Below are 21,235 nucleotides of genomic sequence, written 5' to 3'. Positions count from 1 at the left end.
GCAGGGAGGGGTCGATGGCCGAAAGGTCGTTCAAGGCTGAGGTAGAGCATCTTCGCAAGGGAACGGGAGACGTCTTCACGGGCGAGGGTATCCTTGCGATCACGAAGGCGCTTTTGGAAAACGGGGTCGGCTATGTCGGCGGCTATCAGGGCGCACCGATTTCGCACCTGATGGATGTTCTTGCCGATGCCGAAGACCTCATGAGCGAACTCGGCATTCGCTTCGAAGCCAATGCCTCGGAAGCTGCCGCTGCCGCGATGCTGGCCGCCTCGGTGCACTACCCGATCCGGGGAGCCGTGACCTTCAAGGGCTCGGTCGGCGTCAACGTTGCCTCCGACGCGCTTGCCAACCTGTCCTCGTCCGGCGTGAATGGCGGCGCGGTTGTCATCGTCGGTGAGGACTATGGCGAGGGCTCCTCGATCATGCAGGAGCGCTCCTACGGTTTCGCCATGAAGTCCCAGTTCTGGCTGCTTGATCCGCGCCCGAACCTGCCCTCCATCGTGAAGGCCGTCGGCGACGGGTTTGCGCTCTCCGAGGCCAGCAACACCCCCGTGATGCTGATGGTCCGGATTCGCTCCTGTCATGTCACCGGCAGCTTCGATACCTCGGACAACGTTCCGCCGCCGCTTTCCGTGCGCGAGGCGCTTTCCAATCCGCAGCGGGACTTCAAGAGGGTGGTGCTGCCGCCCATGTCCTACGCCCACGAGCACGACAAGATCGACAATCGCTGGCCGGCAGCAGAAAAATACATTCTGGACAACAGGCTCAACGAGCGTTTCGGCCCGCAGGACGGCAAGGTCGGGATCATGTGTCTCGGCGGTATGTACAACAGTATCATCCGTTCGCTGCAGCGCCTCGGTCTTGCGGATATCAGCGGCAACACCTCCGTGCCGCTTCACGTCCTGAATGTCACCTACCCGATCGTCAAATCGGACGTGCTGGATTTCTGCAGGGACAAGGACGCCGTTCTGCTGGTGGAGGAAGGACAGCCGGAGTTTATTGAGCAGCAGCTCGGGGCGATGCTTTACAAGGAAGGCGCGACCACGAAGCTTGAGGGAAAGGGCATCTTCCCGAAGGCCGGGGAATACACCGGACAGATCATGTTCGACGGTCTGGAAGCCTTTGTCCGCCAATATGCGCCAGAGCTGCTGCCGGGCAAGGTGCTGGCGCCGAACACGCCAAAGACGGAACTGCCCGATCTCAGCAAGACGGTGCCGATCCGGCCTCCGGGCTTTTGCACCGGCTGTCCCGAGCGTCCGATCTTCGCGTCCCTCAAACTGGCGGAGCAGGAACTGGGGTCCCGGCAGATCACGGGCGACATAGGTTGCCACCTGTTCGCGTGCCTGCCGCCGTTTGAAATTGGCGGCTCGACAATGGGATACGGCCTCGGGCCGGCGTCGAACGCCGCATTCGATGGTGGCGGCGAAAAACGTGCAATCTCAATTCTCGGCGACGGCGGCTTCTGGCACAACGGCCTCAGTTCCTCCATCGGCAACATGGTCTTCAACAAGTCGGACAGCGTCGCCATCATCGTCGACAACTATTATTCCGCTGCGACAGGCGGGCAGGATGTCATGTCCAGCCGCGCCAAGAACGACACCAAGTCGACAAACAATCCGATATCCAAGGCGCTTGCAGGCGTCGGCGTGGAGTGGATCCGCCAGATCGACCGCACCTATGACGTCACCAAGATGCGGGATACGATACGGGAAGCGCTGACGACCGATTACAAGGGGCCGAAGGTCATCGTGGCGTCTTCGGAATGCATGCTGAACCGGCAAAGGCGCGAAAAGCCGCTGCGTAACAAGGCTATCTCGGATGGCAGGCGGGTGGAACTGCCGCGTTTCGGCGTTGATCAGGACGTCTGTACGGGCGATCACGCCTGCATTCGTCTGTCCGGTTGTCCGTCGCTCTCTCTCAAGAAGCTCGATGATCCGCTCCGGGACGATCCGGTCGCGCATATCGACCAGTCCTGTGTCGGCTGCGGCAATTGCGGCGAGGTCGCGGACGCGGCGATCCTTTGCCCGTCCTTTTATGAAGCCGTGTTGGTGCATAACCCGTCCGGTTTCGAGACCTGGTACACGGGCATCCGCAGGAAAATCATTGCCTGGCTGCAGAACCGGCGAGCGGGCAAGCGGCTGGTCTTTTCAGGGGAGAGCACCTGATGTCGCTGGCTCTGCCTCTTGATGCGCAGCCCGCGGATCCGGCGCTGGAAGGCATCATCAAGCTCGCGGTCATGGCCGTCGGCGGCCAGGGCGGCGGCGTCCTGACCAACTGGATCGAGACGCTCGCGCGGTCCGAGGGCTATCACTGCCAGGCGACAAGTGTTGCCGGTGTCGCTCAGAGAACAGGCGCGACCATCTATTATATCGAAATGGCGCCGGGCGATGTCGCTTCGCCCGTCTTCTCGCTTGCCCCGTCCGCCGGAGACGTCGACATCACCATTGCCGCGGAGATGATGGAAGCAGGCCGCGCCATCATGCGTGGATTCGTGACCCCCGACCGGACCACTCTGATTGCATCCACACATCGTATGCTCGCGGTTTCGGAAAAGACCGTACCGGGCGACGGCATGGCGTCCTCCGAAGAGGTTAAGGCCGCAGCGGAGGTTGCCGCGCAAAAGCTGGTTCTTGCGGATATGGACACGGCGGCGGTCGCCGTCGGCTCGGTCATCTCGGCGTCCCTGTTCGGTGCCCTGGCGGGCTCGGAAGCGCTGCCGTTCAAACGCGAAGCGTTCGAGGAAGCCATCCGTGCAGGGGGCAAGGGGGTGGAGGCAAGTCTCAGGGCGTTTGCTGCCGGGTATGACCTAGCACAGAACGGCGAAGCGCCGACAGCGCCGGAACCGAAGCCCGCGAAACAGGAGATCGTTGAACCGAAAGGGCCCTCGGCAAGCCGGAACGCCTGGGCCGCGCTACAGGCACGCGTTGCCGGCCTTCCGGAAGACATTCGGGACATGACCGCGGCGGGCCTGACCAAGGTGGTCGATTTCCAGGATTGCGACTACGGCTCGGAATATCTCGACCGGCTGCAGGTTCTGGTGCAGGCGGATAGCGCAGAAAAAGGCTTCGAACTGTCGCGGGAAGCCGCGAAATACATCGCCAACGCGATGGCCTACGACGATGTCATCCGGGTCGCCGACCTCAAGACCCGACCACAGCGCCTGCGCCGCATCGAGGATGAAATGCGCGTCAAGTCCGAGAACCTGATGCACCTGACCGACTATTTGCATCCGCGCGCGGAGGAGATTGTCGGCCTCATGCCCGTAAAGCTCGGCCGCAAAATGGAGAATGACCCTGCGTGGGTGAAGCGTATCGACCGCTGGTTCAATCGGGGCCGCCGCGTCAGGACAGACAGCCTTCGCGGGTTTGCAATGCTCTATGTCCTCGGAGGTCTGCGCAAATGGCGGCTGAAGACCCTGCGTCACAAGATGGAACAGGACCACCTTGATGCCTGGCTCAAGATGGTTAGCGGTTATCTCCCCGACAGGTATGACATGGCCGTGGAGATCCTGCGCTGCCGGCGGCTGATCAAGGGCTATTCAGACACGCATGCGCGCGGCTTGTCCAAATTCGACAAGGTGCTCTCCGGTGCCCGTCTCGTGGAAAGTCGCGATGACGGCGCTGCGTGGGTCGCAAGGCTGCGCGCGGCTGCGCTGAAGGACGAAAAGGGTACGGACCTCGACGGCGCGTTGAAAACCGTCGAGAGCTTCGCCGGCTGAAATTCAGGTGCGGGTGTGTGACCCTGCGAGTACCTCAAGAAGCGCGCGTGTGGCATCTTCCGTCGTCTGTACACCGGGAGAAAGGCGCAGCGAGGCGCCGCGCGTGTCGGCCGAATAGCCGGCCCGGTTCAGGTCGGCGAGTGTCTTTGAAGCCGCTTCGGCGGTTGCAAGATCCAGCATCAGGCTGCCGCCGCGCTCTGCCCGGTTGCGGGGTGACAGCAGGCCCACGCCGAGATCATCCAGACCTTCGATCAGGATATCGCACAGCAACCTGTTGTGGTGCAGAAGCGATACGCGGTCCGTTGCCGCGTGCCATTTCAGGGCCGGTACGGTTGCGGCTGCGGGCAGGATCGCGGGTGTGCCATTGTCGAACCGGCGGATATCGGGTGCGTAAACGAAGGCGCCGATGTCCCAGTTGAACGGGTTGTCCTGGCTGAACCAGCCGCGCAACTCGGGCCGGCAGTCCGAGATCAGGTCCGGCCGGACATAGAGCATGCCTGCTCCGGGCGCGCCGCACATCCATTTCAGGCTCGTTGACACGGCGAAATCGATCTCGGGATCGAGAACGGAAAAGGGCAGGAGGCCGGAGGCCTGCGTGATATCCACGCCGATGAGGCTGCCCATGGCGCGGCCGTGCGAAACCAGCGCCTCAAGGTCGACCTTGTGCGAGGTGGTCGAGCTGACCCAGGTGATCAGGGCAAGGGCGACATCACCGTCCCACTCCGCGATCATGTCCTCGTCCGCGACCCAGTGCGCGCCCTGTCTGGGGTGGACGGTTTTCAGCTCGAAACCGAACCGTTCCTGCAGCCGCGAAAGCAGAAAGTGGTTCGAAGGAAAGCAATCTGCCGCCACGAGAACCTTCCGGCCACGCAGGAGATCGGCAGGCAGCGAGGTGGTCAGCATGTGAACGCCCTGCGTGACATTCTCGCAGGTGGTCACCGATCCGTCAGATGCGCCGATCAGCTGGCACCACAAGTCGATGAATTCCGCGCGCTTGCCCAGCATGTAGGGCCATTGCTGGTCATCAGGCGCGCTCCAAACGGATGCGAGTTCCACCATCGCATCGCTGAGATCCGCCTCTTTTCCGGGATACTGGCCAATGGAGTGGTACAGGAAGTAACCCGCCTTCCGCTCTGTCATGCCTGTCTCCCGAAAACTGCTTCTTGGAACGCGCGTCCGTATTGACCGAACGTCGATTATTCGTATACAGTTTTGAGGTTAGTTCAAGCTTAAAAGACTTGAAATTCGCCAATTCAAACAGCTTGAAACAAGGCTGGGAGCAGTATGCCGCGCATTCTGTATACGATTTTTGGCTCGGAAACGGGAGGGGGAGCATGGCAGTCCTGAAATCCTCCTCTGCCTCAAACGCCCCGCCTGGCACAAGTGTCCAGATTCATGATGTTCTCATGGCCCGTATCCAGAACGGTGAAGTCGACCCGCAGGAACGGCTTGTGGACACCGCGATTGCGACCGAATTCGGCGTGTCGCGCATGCCGGCGCGAGACGCGCTGATGCGGCTTGCGCACGAGGGATATCTGGAGCAGACCACCAAGGGCTTTGTGCTGCCGCGAATTGACCACCGGGAGATCCTCGAAATCTTCGACCTCCGGCGGCTGCTCGAACCGCGCGCGGCGGCGCTGGCGGCGCAGAACCTTTCCGAAGACGCGTTCACTCATCTTGAGTCATTACTGCGGAATGCGCGTCACGCGATGACAGATGGGGACCGGAAAGTGCTGTTCCGGTCCTGTGAGATTTTCCGGAACGGCTGGATCAACGCCGTTCCGAACGTGTCGCTGCGCAAGGCAGTGCAGCGCTACATGACCCAGGTTCAGGCCGTGCGCATGATGACGTTTGCCGATCCCGCGAACCATCCGGTCATCGTCGACGGCAACACGGGTCTTCTGGCGGCCTTTCGCCGCCGGGATGCCGTTGCGGCTGCTGACCGCATACTGCGCTTCGTCTTCGACGGGGAAAGCGCCTATCTCGCCGCGCATGAGGCGTCGGAAAAGACCGAAGAATCCAAGACACGGGCCACCTCTGGTGGCCGGACAGATGCCACGCTGACGGGACCGCGATGATGGAAACGCGTGCTGAAATGCGATTGCCCACCGATGATCTTGCCAAGGATCTGCCGTTCTTTACAAGGACGCTTAAGATGCGTCTGGACATGATTTATCCTGCGGACAATCCGGAAATCGCGGTCTTCTCCGGGCACGGAATGCGGCTGAGAATTGAAAAGGGAGCACCGGAAGGCCCCGGTACTCTGCGCATTCTCACAGAAAACCCTGAAGAATTCGCAGGCGGTGAACGGATTCTCGTCGCGCCCAACGGCACGCGGATTGAGATCGATGAACTGAACCCGCCCCTGGTTCTGCCGCAGACGGAACACGCCTTCGTCGTGCGTCGTCTTGCCGATCAGGCCCCCTGGGTGATCGGCCGTGCCGGCATGGAGTACCGGGACTTGGTGCCGACCCGCCTGGGTGGTGCGATGATCGCGTCGCACATCCGTGTGCCCGACGGCCCGGTGCCTGACATGGTCCATTTCCACAAGGTCGGGTTTCAGCTGATCTTTTGCGTACGGGGCTGGGTTGATGTTCTGTACGAGGACCAGGGCGGCATACGCCGCCTGACTGCGGGCGATTGCTTCATTCAGCCGCCCGAAATCCGGCATCGGGTTATGCACGCCGCCGATGGTATCGAGGTCGTCGAAATCGGCGTCCCTGCGGAACATGTCACCGAGATTGACCATGAAATGACGCTGCCGACGGACACCGAACGCCCGGACCGGGAATGGCAGGGTCAGAAATTCGTGCACAATCTGGCGAAGGACGCGGTTTTCAGCCCGTTCCGGATACCGGGTTTCGAGGCTCGCGACACCACCATCTCGGACAACACCAAGGGGGTGGCATCTGTTATTGTTGCACGTGCGACCGGGGAGGCTTCTCCCTGGACGCGGCACGATTGCGATATTCTGTTCAACTTTGTGCTGGCAGGTGAAATGACACTCGAGGGCGAAGGAAAAGACCCTTACCGCCTGTCCGCCGGAGACGCGTTCGTGATCCCGCCTCAAATGGCGACGCGATACACGGGCGCGACGACCGACCTGGAACTGCTTGAAGTCAGCCTGCCGGGACGGTTCAAAACCGAAGTTCTGGAATCGCCCGGGAGGTAGGGACGGGCGTATCGGACACAATGAAAAAGCGATGAGGGGAAGTAGCATGAAAAAACTGACGACACTCGCAGCCGCCGCGTTGATGCTGGGCACCAGTTCGCTGGCCTATGCCGAGACCAAGATCGGCATTCTGATGGATATTACCGGACCGATCGCGAACTTCATTCCGCCGCTGCAGAACGCGGCCAATCTCGCCGTCAAGCATGTCAACGATCAGGGTGGTCTGCTCGGCGATGAAGTCGTCGCCGTCTATGGCGACACCACCGGCACCGCGCAAGGCGCTGTCGATGCCGCCCAGAAACTTGTCAATATCGAGAACGTGCCGATCGTGATGGGATCCTTGATGTCCGGCACCACGATTGCAGCTGCCGAGGCGGCGATCATTCCTGCTGGTGTCGCACAGATCTCGCCGACGGCGACCTCGCCGGCCATGACGGATCTGCAGGATGACGGCCTCGTCTTCCGGATCGTGCCGTCGGACAACTACCAGGGTGAAATCCTGGCCAAAATGGTTCTCGACGAAGGCCTCAACAAGGTCGCTGTCACTTATGTGAACAACGACTATGGCGTCGGCATCGGTCAGACCTTTATGGACGCCTACAAGGCCGCCGGCGGCGAGATAGTGGCTGAAAACAAGCACGAGGAGAAAAAGGACTCCTACCGCTCTGAACTGGCAAGCCTTGCCAAGGGTGATGCGGATGCGCTTGTCGTCATCGCCTATGCGGGTGACAGCGGTGGCAAGATCGTACGTCAGTCGATCGAGGGCGGTCTCTTCGACAAGTTTGTCGGCACCGACGGGCTGCGGGATGAACTTCTGATCCAGAATGTCGGCGCGGATGCGCTCAAGACGTCCTTCTTCTCCTCGCCGACATCGCCTGCGGAAAATCCGGCCCAGAAAACCCTGCACGATGCCTTTAACGCAGAGTATGGCGAAGGCGCTGACAAGGCCTTTGTCGACCAGACCTATGACGCGACCTTCCTGGCGCTGCTCGCGGTTGAAAAGGCCGGGTCCACGGACCGTGCCAAGATGGCGGAAGCCCTGCGCGAAGTCGCCATGGCTCCGGGCGAGAAGGTCGGGCCTGGCGAATGGGCGAAAGCCGTTGCCCTGATCAAGGAAGGCAAGGACATCGACTATGACGGCGCCAGCGGCTCTGCCGAGTTCGACGAGAACGGCGACGTCGGCGGGTTCATCGGCAAGTTCGTTGTCGATGGCGACGGTTACAAACAGATTGCAATCGTCGAATAAGCCGCGGCAGACGTGATCCGGCTGGACGAGATCTGCGTCGATTTCGGCGGTTTGCGGGCTGTTGACCATGCAAGCTTCGAAATCGGCGCAGGCCGCATCACAGGTCTGATCGGGCCGAACGGTGCGGGCAAGACGACGGCATTCAATGTTATCGCGGGGGCGATCAGGCCGAGTTCGGGCCGTGTTTTCTTTGATGGCAGGGACGTCACCGCGCTGAAGCCTTATCAGAGGGCCGACGCGGGGCTGGCGCGTACGTTTCAGATTCCGCACGAATTCGCGCAGCTCTCTGTGCTGGAAAACCTCATGGCGTCCGCTTCAGCGCCTCGAGGTGAAAACGTGCTGAACGTGATCTTCCGGCGGGGACGCTATTCCGCCGAGGAACGCGCGATATACGAGACCGCGCGCGAAACCGTTCGCCTCCTTGAACTGGAGCATGTCATCGACGAGAAAGCCGGCAACCTTTCCGGCGGCCAGAAGAAGCTGGTCGAACTCGGCCGCGCCCTGATGCGCGATCCCAAGATCATTCTGCTGGACGAGATCGGAGCCGGTATCAACCGGACCCTTCTGGGAAAACTGGCCGACAAGATCCTGATGCTGAACGCGGAGCGCGGCCTGACATTCTGTCTGATCGAACATGATCTAGATTACGTCTCCAGGCTTTGCGACCACGTGCTTGTGATGGCGCAGGGATCTCTTTTGACGGAAGGAACTGTCGATGAGGTGAAGCGGGATGAGCGTGTGATTGAAGCCTATTTCGGCGGCGGCAAATACGAGGCCCAGCTATGACCGAACAGCTTGCCGTGTCCGGGCTGTCGGCAGGCTATGGCGGCCCGCCGATCATCGAGGATATCTCGCTCACCGTGGAAGCGGGTGAGATTGCTGTGGTGCTCGGCCCCAACGGAGCCGGCAAGTCGACGCTGCTGAAATCGATCTTCGCGCTCACCACCGTTTCGGCCGGGTCGATCCGCCTTGGAGCGCGCGAACTGGCCGGGTGCAAGACGTCGGCGCTCGTACCTCTCGGCGTCTCGGCAGTGCCTCAGAACAAGAATGTCTTTGCCTCCATGACAGTCGATGAAAACCTCGACGTCGGCACCTATGCCGCGCCGCCCGCAGACCAGAAGGCGACCCGCGAAAAGGTGCTCGCGCTCTTTCCCGATCTGAAAGACAAGCTGAAACAGCCTGCAGGCGAGTTGTCCGGCGGGCAAAGGCAAATGGTCGCCATGGGTCGCGCGCTGATGAGCGAACCGAAGCTGGTGCTTCTGGACGAACCGACCGCCGGTCTCTCGCCAGCCTATCTTGAACGTATTTTCGATCTGCTACTCGATATCCGCAAAACCGGGATCACGGTGCTGATGGTAGAGCAGAACGCGCGCCAGGCGCTACAGATTGCCGATCACGGCCATATCCTGGTGAATGGCCGCAATCATCTGAGCGGCACGGGCCAGGACCTCCTGGCCGACGAGGACGTGCGCCGCCTCTTTCTCGGAGGTACGGCCGCATGAGCGAGTTTATCAATTTCTACCTGTTTCCGGCACTCACCATCGGCAGCATCTATGCGCTCGGTGCCGTTGGCATCTCCATGATCTTCGGCATCCTTCGCTTTGCCCATTTCGCTCATGGCGACCTGATGACCCTTGGTGCTTACGGCATCATGGCGGCCACTGCGCTCATGCCGGTCAATCCCCTGCTCCTCATCCCCTTCGGAATGGCGCTGACAATCTTTTCGGCGCTTTTCGTCGACCGGTTTTTCTACCGGCCTCTCAGGGACTTGCCGACCATCTACACGGTGATTTCCTCGTTCGGGATCGCGCTCGTCTTCCGCTCGCTGATCCAGCTCATCTGGGGGTCGGAGAACCAGGTGCTGGTTGCGGGCGTGCGTCCGCCATTGGTCCTATTTGATACGTTTCGTGTGTCCGTCCTGCATCTGCAGGCGATCGTCACGACAGCCATCATCGCAGTGCTGCTGCACTATTTCCTGACGGCCACAAGGACCGGCCGGTCCATGCGCGCCGTTGCCGACGATCCCGAACTTGCGGAAGTCTCTGGTCTCGACACGGCGAAGGTCGTCCGTTGGACCTGGATTATCGGTGCGGCACTCGCCGCCGTCGCGGGTGCGTTCGCCGCGCTCAACACCAGCGCCCATCCCAATCTCGGCTGGAACCTGCTGCTGCCCATGTTCGCCGCCGCCATTCTGGGCGGCATCGGCAAACCGATGGGCGCGATGGCGGGCGGCTTCATCATCGGCATGGCGGAGGAGCTCTCCTCCTATCACTGGATCGGCGATGATGCGCTGATCTCACCCTCCTACAAAACGGCAATCGCCTTCGTGATCATGATCGGGCTTCTTATCTTCCGGCCGCAAGGGCTCTTCAAGGGGAGGTTGCTATAGGTCATACCCTCACAAAGCAGGCCGAAATGGTATGGATGAATTTGTTCGGAGACGCGGCGCGAAGCTGTCGGAAACCGTCCGGTTTTCAAAGCGTCGCAACAAAGTGTCCGAGCAAATCCACCTTATCCCGGAGGGACGCAGAAACGGCTTCGATCTGCTGCGTCAAAGCGCTCAACCGGGCGGGAAGCCCGTTTTTCGCGCTTTTCCTTGCATCTCATCGCCGTTTACTGCGCCATTGCGACCTGTTTTGTGAGGGTTTGACCTAATGGAACTCACCGGCCTCTTTTTCTACATCGTGAGTCTCCTGATCCTCGGCGGCATCTACGCGCTGCTGTGCCTTGCGCTCAACGTGCAATGGGGCATGGGCGGGCTGTTCAATGCCGGGATCGCCGGTTTTTACGGTGTTGGAGCCTATACATCCGCGATCCTGACAACGGCGGCGTCCGGAAGGCACCTCGGTGGCTTTTCGATGCCCGTCCCGATCGGCCTTGTCGGAGCCGCAATTGTCGCGGGCGTCACCGGCTGGGCGGTTGCCCGGATCTGCGTGCGCCTCAAAAGCGACTACCTGGCCATGGCCTCGATCGGAATTGCGGAGATCCTGCGGCTGGTTTTCGTCAATGAAAGCTGGCTGACCAACGGCAGCCTCGGCGTGTCGCGCATTCCGCGCCCCTTTGCCGATATCACCACCGGCCGGATGTCGGACGTTGCCTTCCTCGGGTTCGTCTGGGTCATCGTCCTGCTTGTCTATGTCGCAACGTCGCGTCTCTACGACAGTCCGTGGGGGCGGAGCCTGCGCGCCATTCGCGACAATGAAACCTCCGCGTCGGCCGCCGGCAAGAATGTCGAAAAATTCCGCGTTCAGACCTTCGTCATAGGCTGTGCGGTCATGGGCATTGCGGGCGGTTTGTCTGCGCATTATTTCCGCTTCCTGTCACCGACCGCGACCGACCCGCTGCTCACCACATTCCTGGTCTGGGTGATGCTGATGGCGGGCGGCTCCGGCAACAACCGGGGTGCGATCCTCGGCGCCTTGACCATCTGGACGATCTGGTCCGTCACCGAGATCTTCACCAACCGCCTGCCGCCGGAATGGGCGACACGGAGTTCCTTCATCCGTATGCTTCTTGTCGGCCTGTTGCTGCAGGTCGTGCTGCAACGGTTCCGGGCAGGGCTCCTGCCGGAAAAATCGCCACCGGTCAGGTTCAGGAAGGACTAGGGTAGGTACCCTAGGCGGAGGAAACAGCGTTTGGAAAACGGGGCACCGCAACAACGGGCAACACCGGCTGTCTGCTTCGGATCAGCTGAGATGCCGCTTTTGATGCGGTATTGGTGACGTGCGCCTGGTCTTCTGGAACTGCAACATGGCGCTCCACCGCAAGGCGGATGCCCTTTTGTCCGAACGTCCGGATATTGCCGTGATATCGGAATGCGCTCATCCGGAGATTCTGGCCAAGCGTGGCGACACGGCCTTGTCCGGCTGTTCGGCGCTCTGGATGGGGACCAATCCCAACAAGGGCCTGGGTGTTTTTGCCTTCAATGGCTATGAGGTCACGCGCTTCGAGCCATTCTATCCAACGCTGCGTTTCGTCCTGCCGGTCAGGGTGGATGGCCCCCGCGCCTTCAATCTGATTGCGGTCTGGGCTCAGAATGCCAGCGCGGGCGTGACACGCAAACATCAGAGCGGACCGCTGCGCAGGGCGTTTTCGAAATACCGGGACTTCATGAAGTCGGGTCCGACCGTGATTGGCGGAGACTGGAACAGCAACAAGATCTGGGACAAGCCGGGCTGGCGCATCAATCACATGGCCAAGGTAGATATTCTCGAGGGGATGGGGATCGGCAGTGCCTACCACGCAGTGACCGGGGAACCGCAGGGCGAAGAAAGGACGCCGACGCACTACTGGCGTGACCGGAAGATCGACGGCCCGACCTATCATATTGACTTCGTCTTCGCGCCCGATGCCTGGCTGGAAGAGATCAGGGACTTCTCGGTTGGAACATTTGATGACTGGGTTGGAAACGGCCTGAGCGATCATGTGCCGATCACGATCGAGTTCTGAGCATCGCGGGCGCTATTTCGGGCTGAACAGCAGTTTCAGATAGGTTCGGAACAGCATGATCTGCTCGGACGCGTTGTTGTGCTCGCGCAGCGCGCGCTGCAACACGAGACCGCCTTCGACCACTCCTGACACCATGTCACCGAGCGCGTCAAGATTGACCTCTTCGCGCGGTTCGTAAATCTCTGCGATCTCCTCGAACATGCCGCGAAACCGCTTGCGCCAGCCAAGAATGGCCTGCCGGTTCAGTTCCCGGACCCCTTCGTCGAACAGCCGGTCCTGATAGGCGGTCGAGGCGATCACGCATCCCGGATGCCCTGTTGGCATTTCTTCCAGCATTTCCGCCAGCAGTTTCAGGCCGATGAGCATTGAGTGCAGTGGGTCGTCATTGAGTTCCCGCGCGCGGGCGAAGAGGTCGTCATAGAGCGCGTTCTCGACCTCGATGTACCGTTCGAGCATGGCCCGGGCGAGCGCGTTCTTGTCCTTGAAGTGATAAAAGAAGCCGCCGCGCGATATCTCGGCACCGGCAACGATTTCTTCGATGGATGTTGCTTCGAAACCTTTTTCCAGAACGGCGGCTTCCGCGATGTCGAGGATCCTGCTGCGCGTGTCGGTTTTGCTGGTCAATGCTTCCCCCACTGTACCGTGAGTCCAGTTGACGCCCCTCCGTCAATCATCTTTCGGAGGAAACCTTTCATTACATATTGAAAATAAAGCGGAAAATGAATCTCCGCAACCGGACCATGCGACCACTACCGGTCGGACGCCGCGGCGCATACGTCTCTTGGCATTGAAACAGGAGAAAAGTGTCATGCGAATACATGACTTTATTCATGCCGAACGGTTCTTTCTGTCCGACGGCGGACTGGAGACCTATCTGATCTTTGACAAGGGCTACAACCTGCCATGCTTTTCCGCAGCGGTACTGCTCAGCAGCGAGGAAGGACAGCAGGACCTGACCGAGTATTACGAGCGATTTCTGGACATTGCCCGCCAGTCCGGTCGCGGCTTCGTCCTGGACGCGCCGACTTGGCGTGCCGGTGTCGCATGGGCAGGACCGCTCGGCCAGTCTGTCAGTGAGGTCTTGCAGACCAATGAACGGGCCGTGCATTTCGTATCGCAGATCCGCGAGCGCCACGAAACCGATGCGTTGCCGATCCTGGTCAACGGGCTCGTCGGGCCGTCCGGCGATGCCTATGCACCGGATGAAATGCTGTCCTATCAGGATGCCTTCCTGATCCATGCGCCGCAAATTCACGCGCTGGGCCGCGCGGGTGTCGACATGATCAGCGCCATGACGCTGACCCATGCCGGCGAAGCCGTGGGCATGGTGCGCGCGGCGGCGGAAATCGACATCCCGATCGTGATTGCGTTCACGCTTGAGACCGATGGCCGGCTGCCGTCCGGCCAGTCCCTCGCGGACGCGATCGGGGAGGTCGACGAAGCGACGAACAGCGGCCCGTTATACTACATGATCAACTGTGCCCATCCCGATCATTTCCGGGATGTCCTGGAATCGGGAGGGGCCTGGACGTCGCGCATCGGCGGCATCCGGTCAAACGCCTCGCGCATGAGCCATGCGGAACTGGACGAAGCGGAAACGCTCGACGACGGCGATCCGGGCGAACTCGGCCGATTGAATGCCGAACTGATGCGTTTCCTGCCGAATGTCCGCGTTGTTGGCGGGTGCTGTGGCACGGATCACAGGCATGTCGGCTGTATTGCCATTAATGAACGTTGCCGGCCGGCCGCCTGAAAGCCCGGTCAGGCCAATCAATTTTGAACAAAGAGAGAAGACAAATGAATTTTCAGTCCAGTCCCCTGATCCGGCAAGCAAGCGTCGAGGACGCAACGTCTCTTGCCAGATTGATCGACATTGCCGGCGAAGGCATTCCGAGCTGGCTTTGGAGCAGGGCGTGCGAAAACGGCCAGACACCACTCGACGTTGGCACCGAGCGTGCGCGAAGGCCGTCTGGCGGGTTTTCCTACACGAATGCGCTTGTGTCGGAACGGCAGGCCGAAGTTACCGGCATGGTGCTCAGCTATCCGATCGAGACCGCTCCGGAAAACGATCCCGAAGCACTGCCCGCGCCGATTGCGCCGTTCGTGGAGCTTGAAAGGCACTCGGTCGGAACCTGGTACATCAACGCCCTGGCAACGTTCCCGGGAAACCGGGGGCTGGGGCTGGGAAGTTCCCTGCTTGCTGCGGCGGAACGCCTGGCGCGCGAAAACGGCACATTGGCCATGAGCATTCAGGTCTATGCCCAGAACACCGGGGCGGTGCGCCTCTACCAGCGTCTCGGCTACAAGCTGCACGAAAAAGCGCCGGTGCGATCGCATCCGTGCCAGCCCTACTACACAGGTGATGTTCTGTTGCTGATCAAGGACCTGACTTGACTGCCAAGAGGCGCGACCGTCCCGGTCGCGCCTCTGGCCGGTCTTCAAAGTGCCTTCCAGAACACGACCTTGTCGTCCCCCGGCGCCCAGAAGTCCCGGATGCGCGCTTCTTCCGTGTAACCACACCTTTCGTAAAAGCTCCGAGTGCCGGCGAAACTTTCAGCCCCGGACGTGTCCACGAAGAGCACTCTGTTGTTTTGGCTGCGCAACAGTTTTTCAAGCGATGCAACAAGGGTACGGCCTGCGCCGTTTCCTTGCTGCTCTGGCAGAACAGCGAGCGCCAGCATGTTCCAGGTTCCGTCCGCAAACGTCTCCTCGATGGCGTAGCAGAAACCGATGGCTTGGTCGTCCACTTCGCATGTCAGCCACACGCAGTTTCGTTTTCTTCCGGAAAGGTGGGGTTCCATCATTTCCGGCAGCAGCTCAGACGGAAACAGCCCTGTGCTGTCGGCGATCTGTTGCAGGGCCGGAATGTCATTCGAGACGGATGATCTGATGTTCATGTTGATTGGTCTTTCACGATGCTCTGGCCAAGGTGCTTGAAAGCCTGGCCAGGGTCTATGCCGGCCGCCCGCGCAATGGGGTCTGGTGCGGGAAATCCGGCAGCACAAAACGAGGCGATACCAACACGGGTTCCGCCGGTCCGGTCATGCTGTCTCAGACGCTGAGATCAGCTGATATGCGCATTCGTGAACATAAAGTCTCCGTCGCCTGCCACCGCGGCAAGCGCACTCAAAGGTAGCACCAGCCCGTTTGCATCGCAAACAGGTTTGAACGCGCTCCCCTCCATGCGCCGGGCAACAGTCTGCTCCTGACCGCATCTTGCGTAAGTCTCTGAAAAATTGACGTTACGTCGTCCTGGCCGGCTTCCCTTTGTGCCAAAGTGAGATGTTGTGAAGAACAATCATTTGATGCAGATCTTCACTCGCTGTTAACCATAAATTGCAATGACTGACTACACCTATTACGCGAATTTGGTGCAATTTTACCACTCGGGGCGGGGCCATGGTCAGGGCGTTTTCAGCAATATTCTGCATGCTTTTGTTAACGTGTAGCGGTCGCGCTGCTGATTACAGTTCACCGGTGCCGACAGAGTTTCAAACACCCGTTCTGAGGGGGAGCATCGGCTTGCGGTACTGGTACAGCCAGAACAACTCTGAGATCGACACGGGCGATCTGAACTGGAACACCGTGGATGATGTCACGTCGCACACCGCGGAGATATTCGGTGAGCTTGAAGACACGACCACCAACATGTTCATGAGGGCCTATCTGGGACTGGGCCGGAACTTTGGCGGTGAGGGCGATTTCTACATCTTTCCGAGCGGCGATCTGGAATCCAGCGCGCTGGGATATGTGGTGGTTGACGGCGGCGTGCGATTTGGCGAATTCATCAACAACCAGATACGTCTGAAGGGTTATGTCGGCTATCAGTATCTCAACGACAGCATCGATGCGGTTGACGGCCGCCTTGTTGCAGAACAGACCCGTCAATGGCATGCCCTTCGCGTGGGTCTGACGGCGGAAGGCGACATCGGTGAACGCTTCGGCTGGGTGGTCGATGTCGCCGCTGTGCCCTGGAGCTACAATCGGGTCGAGACCTGGGAAAGCGACTGGACCCACGGGGTTGAAACCGATGTCATGTTGAATTTCGATCTGGCCCGGAACTGGAACATCGGGATCGGCGGCCGCTACTGGTGGCTGCAGTCGAATTTCGATCGACGGTGGGTCTCTGACGGGTCGAAAGCCGTTCTGGAACAGAACTATCAGCGCTACGGTCTTTTGCTGGAAAGCAGTTACAGGTTCTGAGCCGTTTTTCCTGTTAGACTCCGGCGACCTGCATTTGCAAGGCGCCGGTCCTCACATTTCGCGAAGAAATTTGCGGACGATGCGGTTGAACAGTTCGGGTTCTTCCAGATGGACTGCATGCGCGCAACCCGGCACCACGGCAAGTCTGCAACCGGGTATCGTCTTCCAGAGAACCTCCGCCTGCGGCCATGCGTAGGTGCGGTCGCCATCGCCCCAGATCACAAGCGTCGGGGCGCTGATTGCGGAAAGGGCATCTTCACCGGACCAGTCCCGCATGGCCTCCAGCCCGGCCATGATCGCGGCCAGGCTGCTCTTCTCGGCGATGGCGGCACAGTCGGGATAGGTTTCGGCACTCTCGCCCTGCATGAACCATGTCGCGGAAATGCGGCGTGCGGTCGCCGCCGCCCCGTCTTCCCCGGCACGCCGCATGGACGTCTCGATCGTCTCGAAACGACCCGGGAGCACCCCGACCGGGCCAGTGCCATAGAGGATGAACCGGTCGATGGATTGAGGGCTCCGCCGCATCATTTCCTGAACGATCATGCCACCCATTGAATGTCCGAGCAGGTGAAAGCGCTCGATCCCGAGGCTTGCGAGATATTGCAGCACCCAGTCCGCAAATCCCCCGATGGAATTGAGTGGTGGCAGGTCAGCGTTTTCCCCGAAGCCGGGCAGATCGATTTCGACAATTTGCCCGTCGTTTGAAAGTGGCGCCTGCAGGCGCCACTGGTCGCTGCCCCCCATGAACCCGTGAACGAGCACAAGTGGGATCATTTACGGGCACCTTGCACGATCCGGTCGAGGATCATGGCACAGAAGAGGATCGAGAAGCCTGCCAGGATTCCCTGTCCGACATTGGCGTATTGCAGGGCTTCGAGAACGTCCTCGCCCAGGCCCTTGGCGCCGATCAGGGACGCCACAACCACCATTGCCAGGGACAGCATGATCGTCTGGTTGATGCCGGCACGGATCGACGGACTGGCAAGGGGCAGGTCGACCCGCGTCAGCAGGTACCACTTGTTGGCGCCGAATGCGATCGCGGCCTCTCGAACGCTTTCCGGAACCCCGCGCAGGCCGAGCACCGTCAGCCGGACGACCGGAGTTCCGCCGAAGATCATGGTCGTGACGACCGCGGCCGGTTTGCCGGTGCCGAAAAAGGCGATGACCGGGATCATGAACACGAAGGCCGGCATGGTCTGCATGAAATCCATGATCGGCTGGATGAAGGCGTAGAACCGGGGACGGCGCGCCGCGAACATGCCGAGCGGGATGCCGATCACGATCGATAGGCACGCCGCAGTACCGAGCAGCGCCAGCGTTGTCATGGCTTTGTCCCAGAAACCGAGCAGGCCCATATAGGCCAGGAAAGCGCCTGACCAGATCGCGGTTCGGATACCTGCCGTCAGCCATGTCAGCAGGATGATCAGGCTGGCGACCACGATCCAGGGCGTGCTGACGAAGACCAGTTCAAGCGCATCCAGAAGCAACCGGATGCAATAGGTGATCGCATCGAACAGGGCTTCCCCGTTGGCAACGCAGAAGGCGAAAAACGCTTCCACGCCCTCGATACTGACGATCCGGAACTCCGGATTGGTCGGGAAGGCATCAAGCAGCGAGAACCGTCCGGGGAAACTGTAGTGCAGCACCGAGGCGAGCACGATGACCGCCATGAAAACCGCGCTGAACGTGATCTGCGAGACCGGCATGCCCGAGCGGATGGAATTGTCGGAGAGCCATTCGGAGAACCGTTTTTCCAGCGCCCAGTTCGCGGAGACGGCCTGAACGGTCTTGGCGATCACGAGCAGCGCGACGCCGGCCAGCGCGATCCAGATGCCCTGGTCTGCAAGGGCGTCGGCTTCCGCCCGGATCCCGCCAATGCTTGCTTCGAGCGACTCCACCGTTCGCCGATAGACGTCTGCCTTGTCGGATCCGCTTTCGACGGCGGCGGCAAGTTGTTCGCGGCGCAGTTCGAGTGTTCCCTCGATCGACTCGATCCGCTCCCTGGCTTCCGCTGCAAGATCGCCGAAGAGGCCGCGCGCTATCTGGACGATTGCCAGCGTTTCGATGATCAGGAACGGCAGGGCCCAGGACCAAAGGCCCCGTGCGCCGAACCAGATCGGTCCGAACAGTCCGGCCATCATGTTGAAGGTTGCGGTAAAGCGGGAACTTGCGCCGATCCGGTCGAAATTCTCGATATAGTACTCCGGGTTCGTGCGCACGAACTCGGCGATGTTCTTGCGGCGTTCCTCGGTATAGATCCGGGCCGCTTCGGCGTCGTTGTCGGTCAGGGGCGTGTTGATCTGGTCCATCATGATACCTCTGTCCCCTCAATAACGGTTCTCAGGATGTTTTCCCGTGTGATCACGCCAACGTCGGCGCCGTTGTCCTCGACGATGATCGCATCACCCGTGTCGATCGCCATGTTGATGAGCGTGCTGAGCGTTTCGCTTTCGCCGACGCGCGGAGCGTTCTCCGGGATCGGGCCGTTTGCGCCGGTATAGGCTGCGAGTGGTTGCATCACCGCATGCGCCCGGACGACCTTCAACCGCGAGATCCCGGCAACGAAATCGGCGACATAGTCATCGGCCGGATGCATCACGATGTCTTCGGCAGTGCCGATCTGAACGACCCGTCCGTCCCGCATGATTGCGATGCGGTCGCCAATGCGCACCGCTTCGTCGAGGTCATGCGTAATGAAGACGGTTGTCTTCTTGAGGATCTGGCTGAGCCGGATGAATTCGTCCTGCAACTGACGCCGGATCAGCGGGTCGAGAGCGCTGAACGGTTCGTCCATGAGCAGGACATCCGGATTGGCTGCCAGGGCGCGGGCCAGCCCGACGCGCTGCTGCATGCCGCCGGACAGTTCATGCGCGTATTTTGACCCCCAGGCGCCCAGCTCGACAATCTCCAGGAAGGCGGCTGCCTGGCGCATGCGCTCGTTCTTGGAAACCTCGCGGATTTCCAGCGGCATTGCGACATTGTCCAGGACGGAACGGTGCGGCATGAGCGCGAAATTCTGAAACACCATGCCGATCTTGCGGTTCCTGAAGGTCTGCAGGTCCTTGGTGCCGAGCGCCATGACATCCGTCCCCTCGATCAGGATCTTGCCTGAAGTCGGTTCCAAAAGACGGTTGAAATGGCGGACCAGCGTGGACTTGCCGCTGCCGGAAAGGCCCATGATACAGAAGATCTCACCGCGATTGACGTGAAGACTGACATCGGCAACACCGACGACGGCATTGTACTGCGCCAGAACCTCCGCCTTGGTCAGCCCCTTCTGGAGTATCGCGTCGAGCGCGGCCTTCGGGTCTGTACCGAAGATTTTCCAGACATTGGAGATCTCGATGACGGTCTCATCACTCATGGATCACAGCGCCCCGCAGGATTGAAAAAGATGGATCGGTCACGGCTGCGCGGTGCCGGTCCGACCGGCACCACCTTGTTTTCAAAAACTGAAGATCAGAGCCCGAGCCAGGCGTCGACGCGATCGGGGTTCGCTTCAACCCACTCACGTGCCACGTCTGCCGGGTCCTTGCCGTTTCCGCTGATCTCGAAGGCGAAACCGCTGACGTCATCGGCGGTCAGCGAGAACTTGGAAAAGAACTCGGCAATGGCCGGGGAACGATCCGCAAGGGAATTGGACCATGCGATCTGGACCTTCTTCAGCGCATCCTTCGTTTCGACATTGGACTTTTCGAACCAGTCGGCATCGTCGGACGGCTGGACCATGACGTATTTCGCGGGGTCATACGTCGGCTCGGTCAGCATCTCGACGTCGAACATGTACCAGACTGCGTGCGGCTTGTAGCAGTAAAAGGCGTAACCCTCGCCCTTCGCGATACTGTCCTTGACACGTGCGGTCTTGACGCTTTCCTCTGCGCGGATCGGCTCGATGAAGTCCATCAGGCCGTAGTCGCGCACCTTGACCTCGTTGACATTGGCCGACGCCCATCCCGGTGCACCGATCCACATCTCACCCTTGCCGTTGCCGTCGCTGTCCATCTTCTCGGCAACATCCGGACGGCCGAGATCGGCGATGTCGGTGATGTTGTTGGCTTCGCCGAAGTCCTTGGAGACGCAGAAGCCCTGGTTGCCTTCATAGGGGTTGGACGACAGGGTCACCGTGCCGGCGCCGTCGACATATTTCTTGGTGAAGCTTTCCTGGTTCGGCAGCCACACGTCGGGATGGACGTCAATGTCGCCCTTGCCCTGGTCCATGGCCTGAAAAATCGTGGCATTGTTGCCCGGAACCATTTCCGCCTTGCCGCCGATGCGCATTTCGACAACAGCGGCCAGCAAGTGGGCGATTGCCTGTGCGCCCGTCCAGGACGGAACGCCGATCTTCACTTCCTCGGCTGCAAATGCGGGGACTGCAAAGACGCTCATCGCGGTCGCGACGGTAAGACATTTAAGACTTGATTTCATGATTCACTCCTCTGGTGGATGG

Annotated in this window: 20 protein-coding genes; 13 read left to right on the top strand and 7 right to left on the bottom strand. The window is 60.4% G+C overall.

Features of this window, described 5'->3' with window-relative positions; translation table 11 throughout:
- Window positions 1-14 precede the first annotated feature (14 nt).
- Complete coding sequence (locus RDA78_RS05465; protein ID WP_434054343.1) at window positions 15-2,165, top strand: thiamine pyrophosphate-dependent enzyme; 2,151 nt, start codon at window positions 15-17, stop codon at window positions 2,163-2,165.
- Window positions 2,165-3,718: an indolepyruvate oxidoreductase subunit beta family protein gene (locus RDA78_RS05460; RefSeq protein ID WP_434054342.1), complete on the top strand. Its 1,554-nt coding sequence runs from the start codon at window positions 2,165-2,167 to the stop codon at window positions 3,716-3,718. The genes RDA78_RS05465 and RDA78_RS05460 overlap by 1 nt, the downstream gene beginning before the upstream one ends.
- Before the next feature lie 3 nt (window positions 3,719-3,721).
- On the opposite strand, the gene RDA78_RS05455 is transcribed toward RDA78_RS05460, so the two are convergent.
- Window positions 3,722-4,858 carry an aminotransferase class V-fold PLP-dependent enzyme gene (locus tag RDA78_RS05455; protein ID WP_434054341.1) on the bottom strand — a complete coding sequence of 379 codons (1,137 nt, stop codon included), beginning with the start codon at window positions 4,856-4,858 and terminating at the stop codon, window positions 3,722-3,724.
- Between the two features lie 194 nt (window positions 4,859-5,052).
- Between RDA78_RS05455 and RDA78_RS05450 the strand changes: the two genes are divergently transcribed.
- The 8 genes from RDA78_RS05450 to RDA78_RS05415 all read left to right on the top strand — a co-directional run bounded on the left by RDA78_RS05450 (window position 5,053) and on the right by RDA78_RS05415 (window position 12,585).
- Window positions 5,053-5,796, top strand: a complete 744-nt coding sequence (locus tag RDA78_RS05450) for a GntR family transcriptional regulator (protein ID WP_434054340.1) — start codon at window positions 5,053-5,055, stop codon at window positions 5,794-5,796.
- Window positions 5,796-6,890 carry a cupin domain-containing protein gene (locus RDA78_RS05445; protein ID WP_434054339.1) on the top strand — a complete coding sequence of 365 codons (1,095 nt, stop codon included), beginning with the start codon at window positions 5,796-5,798 and terminating at the stop codon, window positions 6,888-6,890. Before RDA78_RS05450 ends, RDA78_RS05445 begins: the two co-directional genes overlap by 1 nt.
- A gap of 46 nt (window positions 6,891-6,936) precedes the next feature.
- The gene (locus tag RDA78_RS05440; protein ID WP_434054338.1) at window positions 6,937-8,136 is read left to right on the top strand and encodes an ABC transporter substrate-binding protein; all 1,200 of its coding nucleotides are present in this window, start codon (window positions 6,937-6,939) and stop codon (window positions 8,134-8,136) included.
- Between the two features lie 12 nt (window positions 8,137-8,148).
- Window positions 8,149-8,922 carry an ABC transporter ATP-binding protein gene (locus RDA78_RS05435; protein WP_434054337.1) on the top strand — a complete coding sequence of 258 codons (774 nt, stop codon included), beginning with the start codon at window positions 8,149-8,151 and terminating at the stop codon, window positions 8,920-8,922.
- Window positions 8,919-9,638, top strand: a complete 720-nt coding sequence (locus RDA78_RS05430) for an ABC transporter ATP-binding protein (RefSeq protein WP_434054336.1) — start codon at window positions 8,919-8,921, stop codon at window positions 9,636-9,638. Before RDA78_RS05435 ends, RDA78_RS05430 begins: the two co-directional genes overlap by 4 nt.
- Complete coding sequence (locus RDA78_RS05425) at window positions 9,635-10,525, top strand: branched-chain amino acid ABC transporter permease (protein ID WP_434054335.1); 891 nt, start codon at window positions 9,635-9,637, stop codon at window positions 10,523-10,525. Before RDA78_RS05430 ends, RDA78_RS05425 begins: the two co-directional genes overlap by 4 nt.
- Window positions 10,526-10,790: 265 nt before the next feature.
- Window positions 10,791-11,741 (top strand): branched-chain amino acid ABC transporter permease, encoded by a 951-nt coding sequence (locus RDA78_RS05420; protein ID WP_434054334.1) that lies wholly within the window; start codon window positions 10,791-10,793, stop codon window positions 11,739-11,741.
- Between the two features lie 145 nt (window positions 11,742-11,886).
- The gene (locus tag RDA78_RS05415; RefSeq protein ID WP_434054333.1) at window positions 11,887-12,585 is read left to right on the top strand and encodes a hypothetical protein; all 699 of its coding nucleotides are present in this window, start codon (window positions 11,887-11,889) and stop codon (window positions 12,583-12,585) included.
- A gap of 12 nt (window positions 12,586-12,597) precedes the next feature.
- On the opposite strand, the gene RDA78_RS05410 is transcribed toward RDA78_RS05415, so the two are convergent.
- Window positions 12,598-13,209, bottom strand: a complete 612-nt coding sequence (locus RDA78_RS05410) for a TetR/AcrR family transcriptional regulator (RefSeq protein WP_434054332.1) — start codon at window positions 13,207-13,209, stop codon at window positions 12,598-12,600.
- Window positions 13,210-13,393: 184 nt separating this feature from the next.
- Between RDA78_RS05410 and RDA78_RS05405 the strand changes: the two genes are divergently transcribed.
- Window positions 13,394-14,338: a homocysteine S-methyltransferase family protein gene (locus tag RDA78_RS05405; RefSeq protein ID WP_434054331.1), complete on the top strand. Its 945-nt coding sequence runs from the start codon at window positions 13,394-13,396 to the stop codon at window positions 14,336-14,338.
- Window positions 14,339-14,382: 44 nt separating this feature from the next.
- On the top strand, window positions 14,383-14,979 hold the full coding sequence (locus RDA78_RS05400; protein ID WP_434054330.1) for a GNAT family N-acetyltransferase: 597 nt from the start codon (window positions 14,383-14,385) through the stop codon (window positions 14,977-14,979).
- 44 nt (window positions 14,980-15,023) lie between these two features.
- Here RDA78_RS05400 and RDA78_RS05395 read toward each other — a convergent pair whose 3' ends face one another.
- A complete protein-coding gene (locus RDA78_RS05395) occupies window positions 15,024-15,482 on the bottom strand; it encodes an N-acetyltransferase family protein (RefSeq protein ID WP_434054329.1) in 459 nt (152 codons plus the stop codon).
- 625 nt (window positions 15,483-16,107) lie between these two features.
- On the opposite strand from RDA78_RS05395, the gene RDA78_RS05390 reads away from it, so the two are divergent.
- Window positions 16,108-16,788 carry a hypothetical protein gene (locus tag RDA78_RS05390; RefSeq protein WP_434054328.1) on the top strand — a complete coding sequence of 227 codons (681 nt, stop codon included), beginning with the start codon at window positions 16,108-16,110 and terminating at the stop codon, window positions 16,786-16,788.
- A gap of 51 nt (window positions 16,789-16,839) precedes the next feature.
- On the opposite strand, the gene RDA78_RS05385 is transcribed toward RDA78_RS05390, so the two are convergent.
- The 4 genes from RDA78_RS05385 to RDA78_RS05370 form a co-directional block, all read right to left on the bottom strand.
- Window positions 16,840-17,562 (bottom strand): alpha/beta fold hydrolase, encoded by a 723-nt coding sequence (locus tag RDA78_RS05385; protein WP_434054327.1) that lies wholly within the window; start codon window positions 17,560-17,562, stop codon window positions 16,840-16,842.
- On the bottom strand, window positions 17,559-19,100 hold the full coding sequence (locus tag RDA78_RS05380; protein ID WP_434054326.1) for an ABC transporter permease: 1,542 nt from the start codon (window positions 19,098-19,100) through the stop codon (window positions 17,559-17,561). The genes RDA78_RS05385 and RDA78_RS05380 overlap by 4 nt, the downstream gene beginning before the upstream one ends.
- Window positions 19,097-20,152 carry a quaternary amine ABC transporter ATP-binding protein gene (locus tag RDA78_RS05375; RefSeq protein ID WP_434054325.1) on the bottom strand — a complete coding sequence of 352 codons (1,056 nt, stop codon included), beginning with the start codon at window positions 20,150-20,152 and terminating at the stop codon, window positions 19,097-19,099. The genes RDA78_RS05380 and RDA78_RS05375 overlap by 4 nt, the downstream gene beginning before the upstream one ends.
- A gap of 95 nt (window positions 20,153-20,247) precedes the next feature.
- A complete protein-coding gene (locus tag RDA78_RS05370) occupies window positions 20,248-21,213 on the bottom strand; it encodes a glycine betaine ABC transporter substrate-binding protein (RefSeq protein WP_434054324.1) in 966 nt (321 codons plus the stop codon).
- Window positions 21,214-21,235: the final 22 nt, after the last annotated feature.

This window comes from Roseibium sp. (assembly GCF_051016195.1).
Taxonomy (GTDB): Bacteria; Pseudomonadota; Alphaproteobacteria; order Rhizobiales; family Stappiaceae; genus Roseibium.
Note: the sequence above shows the minus strand (reverse complement) of the source record. Positions and strands in the feature narration are given on the sequence as shown.

Coding starts and splice junctions, on each gene's coding strand:
- RDA78_RS05375 (WP_434054325.1), bottom strand. CDS start 20,152: ATGAGTGATGAGACCGTCATCGAGATCTCCAATGTCTGGAAAATCTTC.
- RDA78_RS05415 (WP_434054333.1), top strand. CDS start 11,887: ATGGCGCTCCACCGCAAGGCGGATGCCCTTTTGTCCGAACGTCCGGAT.
- RDA78_RS05385 (WP_434054327.1), bottom strand. CDS start 17,562: ATGATCCCACTTGTGCTCGTTCACGGGTTCATGGGGGGCAGCGACCAG.
- RDA78_RS05440 (WP_434054338.1), top strand. CDS start 6,937: ATGAAAAAACTGACGACACTCGCAGCCGCCGCGTTGATGCTGGGCACC.
- RDA78_RS05425 (WP_434054335.1), top strand. CDS start 9,635: ATGAGCGAGTTTATCAATTTCTACCTGTTTCCGGCACTCACCATCGGC.
- RDA78_RS05430 (WP_434054336.1), top strand. CDS start 8,919: ATGACCGAACAGCTTGCCGTGTCCGGGCTGTCGGCAGGCTATGGCGGC.
- RDA78_RS05450 (WP_434054340.1), top strand. CDS start 5,053: ATGGCAGTCCTGAAATCCTCCTCTGCCTCAAACGCCCCGCCTGGCACA.
- RDA78_RS05465 (WP_434054343.1), top strand. CDS start 15: ATGGCCGAAAGGTCGTTCAAGGCTGAGGTAGAGCATCTTCGCAAGGGA.
- RDA78_RS05395 (WP_434054329.1), bottom strand. CDS start 15,482: ATGAACATCAGATCATCCGTCTCGAATGACATTCCGGCCCTGCAACAG.
- RDA78_RS05445 (WP_434054339.1), top strand. CDS start 5,796: ATGGAAACGCGTGCTGAAATGCGATTGCCCACCGATGATCTTGCCAAG.
- RDA78_RS05400 (WP_434054330.1), top strand. CDS start 14,383: ATGAATTTTCAGTCCAGTCCCCTGATCCGGCAAGCAAGCGTCGAGGAC.
- RDA78_RS05460 (WP_434054342.1), top strand. CDS start 2,165: ATGTCGCTGGCTCTGCCTCTTGATGCGCAGCCCGCGGATCCGGCGCTG.
- RDA78_RS05380 (WP_434054326.1), bottom strand. CDS start 19,100: ATGATGGACCAGATCAACACGCCCCTGACCGACAACGACGCCGAAGCG.
- RDA78_RS05370 (WP_434054324.1), bottom strand. CDS start 21,213: ATGAAATCAAGTCTTAAATGTCTTACCGTCGCGACCGCGATGAGCGTC.
- RDA78_RS05455 (WP_434054341.1), bottom strand. CDS start 4,858: ATGACAGAGCGGAAGGCGGGTTACTTCCTGTACCACTCCATTGGCCAG.
- RDA78_RS05405 (WP_434054331.1), top strand. CDS start 13,394: ATGCGAATACATGACTTTATTCATGCCGAACGGTTCTTTCTGTCCGAC.
- RDA78_RS05420 (WP_434054334.1), top strand. CDS start 10,791: ATGGAACTCACCGGCCTCTTTTTCTACATCGTGAGTCTCCTGATCCTC.